Source organism: Streptomyces sp. C (assembly GCF_000158895.1).
Taxonomy (GTDB): Bacteria; Actinomycetota; Actinomycetes; order Streptomycetales; family Streptomycetaceae; genus Streptomyces; species Streptomyces racemochromogenes.
Genome location: NZ_GG657750.1, coordinates 4,181,447 through 4,185,462, shown reverse-complemented (window position 1 = coordinate 4,185,462; position 4,016 = coordinate 4,181,447). Strand labels below are relative to the sequence as shown.

The 4,016-nt window shown below is 73.7% G+C and carries 4 protein-coding genes and 1 pseudogene; 2 read left to right on the top strand and 3 right to left on the bottom strand.

The features are described 5' to 3' along the window. The 3 genes from SSNG_RS43925 to SSNG_RS18755 all read right to left on the bottom strand — a co-directional run. A partial coding sequence (locus SSNG_RS43925) for a serine/threonine-protein kinase (protein ID WP_007265443.1) occupies positions 1–1,054 on the bottom strand: 1,054 nt, incomplete at its 3' end. Positions 1,055–1,103: 49 nt separating this feature from the next. Continuing rightward, positions 1,104–1,736, bottom strand: a complete 633-nt coding sequence (locus tag SSNG_RS18760; RefSeq protein ID WP_241695081.1) for a thioesterase family protein — start codon at positions 1,734–1,736, stop codon at positions 1,104–1,106. 239 nt (positions 1,737–1,975) lie between these two features. Further along, entirely contained in the window at positions 1,976–2,584 is a 609-nt protein-coding gene (locus SSNG_RS18755) for a LysE family transporter (RefSeq protein WP_007265441.1), read from the bottom strand. A gap of 68 nt (positions 2,585–2,652) precedes the next feature. Here SSNG_RS18755 and SSNG_RS18750 point away from each other — a divergent pair, with 68 nt between their 5' ends. Together SSNG_RS18750 and SSNG_RS39940 are read left to right on the top strand one after the other, a co-directional pair. Continuing rightward, entirely contained in the window at positions 2,653–3,468 is an 816-nt protein-coding gene (locus SSNG_RS18750; protein ID WP_007265440.1) for a pentapeptide repeat-containing protein, read from the top strand. Positions 3,469–3,815: 347 nt separating this feature from the next. Then, positions 3,816–4,016: pseudogene (locus SSNG_RS39940) on the top strand (hypothetical protein); the annotation flags it as partial.

Here is a 4,016-nt window from a genome sequence, read left to right as displayed (position 1 = left end):
GGTACCCGCCCGTGACCAGACCCCCCGCCACCAGACCCGCGACGGCCGCCAGCGCCCAGCGCGGTGCGGTGCGCGTCCCGGTGGCGGCCGGAGCCGTCGCCGGTGCCGCCGGTGCGGCCGGTGCGTACGTCGGCACGTAGCCGGCCTGGACCGCGGCGAGCCCCGGGCCGATGGTCGACGGCAGCCCCGGCACCTGCGCGGCCCCGCCGCCGGCCGCCGTGAGGGCCGCGTACACCGGGTCGTCGACCAGCGCCGCGTCCACCGCGCAGCGGCGGATGACCTCGGCCAGGGCCGGCCGCCCGGCCGGGTCCGTGGCCACGCACGCCCGGATCAGGGCGGCGAGCTCCGGCTCCACGCCCTCGACGTCGATCTCGCCGTGCACCGCGCGGAAGTTCACCGCCGTGGGCTCGCCGGTGCCGTACGGGGCCCGGCCCGTGGCCGCGTACGCGATCGTGGCCCCCAGCGCGAAGACGTCCGCCGCGGCCGCCACCTCACCGCGCAGCAGCACCTCCGGCGCCGTGTAACCGGGAGTGCCCGGCGCGGCGCCGACCTGCGTCAGGGCCGTCTCGGCCACGCCCTTGGCGATGCCGAAGTCGATCAGCTGCGGGCCCTGCACGCCGAGGATGACGTTCTGCGGCTTGAGGTCGCGGTGCGTGACCCCGTACGCGTGGACGCTCGCCAGGCCCTCCGCCAGCGCGGCGAACAGCCTGCGGCAGGACGCGGCGGGCAAGGCCCCGTACCCGGCCACCGCATGACTGAGCGTCGGACCGGCCACGTACTCGGTGGCCAGCCAGTACGGCGGGGCGGCCAGCGAGGCGTCGATCAGGTTCGCGGTGTACGCCGAGCGGACCGCGCGGACCGTCTCGGCCTCCCGGCGGAACCGCGCCAGCGCCTCCGGATGCCCGGTGATCTCTTCCCTGATCACCTTGACGGCCACCAGCCGGCCGCCCGGCGAACGCCCGAGGTACACCTGCCCCATGCCCCCGGCCCCCAGCCGGGCCAGCAGCGTCTGCGCGCCGATGTGGGCGGGGTCGGTCTCTCTCAGGGCCTCCATTCGGACGAGGGTGCCACACCGACTTCCGTGGCCGAAAAGGGGGTTGGCCTCAGCGCCCGGCCACGAAGAGGCTCTGCGCCCCCCGCCCGATCGGCCCCTTCTCGTCGTGCAGGCGGGAGTCCGCGAGGCCGATCCCGGCCGCGTCCACGCTCGTACGGGCCTCCACGCACACCCACTCCCCCACCGGATGGCGGTGCAGGTGGACGGTGAGGTCGCCGTTGACGAAGACGAACCGGCCGAAGTCCATCACCGCACTGATCCCGTTCCCCGAGTCGGCCGCCACCAGCACCCGGTCCAGCGGCCGCACCTCCTCCCCCGCCACCAGCGGCACCCGCATCCGCATCCAGCAGGTCCCCGGCCCCGCCTCGACGAAGGCCCCCTCCGTGAACCGGGTCTCCACCGAGGAGTGGTACCCCGTCTCCCACGGCACGGGGAAGAACGGCGTCACCCCCACCTCCCCCGGCGGCGGCAGCACCGCCGCCGGGACCACCGCCGGCACCGGCTCCTCGGCCACCCGGATCCGCAGCGCCCGCGCCAGCATCACCGGCGCCCCGCCCGCCGGGGCCAGCGCCGCCTCGACCACCTCCGTGCCGCGCCCGGACCGCAGCACCGAGGTGGTCACCTCCAGCTCCCCGATCGGCACCGGGCGCAGGATCTCGTACGTGATGCGGGCGATCCGCATGTCGGCCCGCGCCCCCGGCCGCTCCTCGACGGCCCGCCCGAAGCAGCGCGGCCGGCGGCCCGGCGTGCTGGGAGCCCGGGTCCCACGGCCCGCGCGTCGCCCCGGTGGCCAGGAAGCGGCCTTCGCCGAGCCGCTCGTAGAACCCGTCTTCAGCGTCCATGCCGCCGCACGCTACCCACAGGTAACCCGGCGCGCCAGACCCCTCCGCACCCTCCGACGGCTCAGCGCCCTCCGACGGCTCAGCGCGCGAAGCCCAGCCCCACCCCCAGCCCCACCAGCACCGACCCGATCGCCCGGTTCAGCGCCTTCTGCGCCTTCAGCATCCGCTCCCGCAGCCGCGAGTTGGAGAAGAACAGCGCCACCGCCCCGAACCACACCAGGTGCGCCGCCGCCATGAACAGCCCGTACCCCGCCTGCTGCCACCCGGACGTCCCCGGGTCCACCACCTGCGTGAACGTCGACACCACGAACAGCGTCGTCTTCGGATTCAGCACATTGGTCAGGAACCCCGACCGCAGCGCCCCCACCCGCGTCAGCCCCGGCCCCGACTCCAGGTCCACCGTCAGCTCCGCCCGCGCCCGGAACGTACGGATCCCGATCCACACCAGGTACGCCGCGCCCGCCAGCTTGATCGCCGTGAACAGGGCGGTCGACGAGGCGATCAGCAGACCCACCCCGAGCATCGTGTACGACACGTGCACGAGCACCCCGGCCGCGACCCCCGCGGCCGCGAACAGCCCCGTGGGCCGCCCGTACAAATAACTGTTCCTGACCACCATCGCGAAGTCCGCACCGGGACTGATCACGGCGAGCAGGGTGATGACGGCAACTGCGATCACTTCTGTCATGCACGCGATGCTCCCCCGCCCCCTCCGCCCGGATCAAGGCACTCCGGGGATCCGGGGACAATGGAGGGGTGTCCACCACCGCACTGCCCCTCCTCCAGGCCGACTGCTCGAACTGCTTCGCCCTGTGCTGCGTCGCCCTGCCCTTCGCCAAGTCCGCCGACTTCGCCGTGAACAAGCCCGCCGGCACCCCCTGCAAGAACCTGCGGCAGGACTTCCGCTGCGGCATCCACACCCGGCTCCGCGACCAGGGCTTCCAGGGCTGCACCGTCTTCGACTGCTTCGGCGCGGGACAGCAGATCTCCCAGGTCACCTTCGAGGGCCGCGACTGGCGCACCCACCCCGAGACCCGCGAGGCCGTCTTCGAGGCCTTCCCCGTCATGCGGCAGCTGCACGAGCTGCTCTTCTACACCGCCGAAGCCCTCACCCGCCCCGCGGCCGCCCCCGTCCACCCCGCCCTGCGCACCGCCCTCGTCAAGACCGAGGCCCTCACCCGCGCCGACGCCGCCACCCTCACCGCCCTCGACGTCCCGGCCCTGCGCCAGGAGATCAACGCCCTCCTCCTCAAGACGAGCGAGCTGGTCCGCGCCAAGACCCCCGGCCGCAAGAAGAACCACCGCGGCGCCGACCTCATGGGCGCCCGCCTCTCCGGCGCCGACCTGCGCGGAGCCAACCTGCGCGGCGCCTACCTCATCGCCGCCGACCTCAGCCGCGCCGACCTGCGCGGAGCCGACCTCATCGGCGCGGACTTCCGCGACGCCGACCTGCGCGGAGCCGACCTGCGCGACACCCTCTTCCTCACCCAGGCCCAGGTCAACGCCGCCCGCGGCACCCCCGACACCCGCATCCCCCCGCACCTCACCCGCCCCGCCCACTGGGCCGCGTAACACCCCGTCACCGGCCGAAAGACCCGACACCCCGGCGCCCGCACGGCACCCGTGCGCCCCTCACGCCTCCGTACGCTCCCCCGCTGCCCCGGCCTCCCCCCATTAGCCCGAACGGCCGCCCCTCACACGGCCCCGCGCACCCCGGGCCGACAATCATTGCCCGGGGTCACCCCCCGTGATACACAGAGTGACCTGCTCAGGGTGCGCATACGGGGCGCGGGCCGAGAGAACGGGTAAAGAGACCGGCCAAGTCGGCGACGGCGCCGGTTTCATCAGCGAAGATAGGGCGTGACCCCTGCCGTCGGGCACGGGCTACCGGATTTACTCATACAGGGGCGGTGAGTTACATGATCCTGGCAGCCGAAAAGGGCGACATCACCACCATCATCGGCGGAATCGCCCCGAATTGGGGGCCGTTCGGCAGTCTCGGCAACGAAGCGAAGGTCATGATCGAGGTGGTCATGGCCGTCGCGATCCTCCTCTGCCTTCGGCATCGCCATCTGGGGCGCCGCCAAGCAGCGCATCGGCGCGACCGCCCTGCGCGACAC

Coding starts and splice junctions, on each gene's coding strand:
- SSNG_RS18760 (WP_241695081.1), bottom strand. CDS start 1,736: ATGCGGATCGCCCGCATCACGTACGAGATCCTGCGCCCGGTGCCGATC.
- SSNG_RS18755 (WP_007265441.1), bottom strand. CDS start 2,584: ATGACAGAAGTGATCGCAGTTGCCGTCATCACCCTGCTCGCCGTGATC.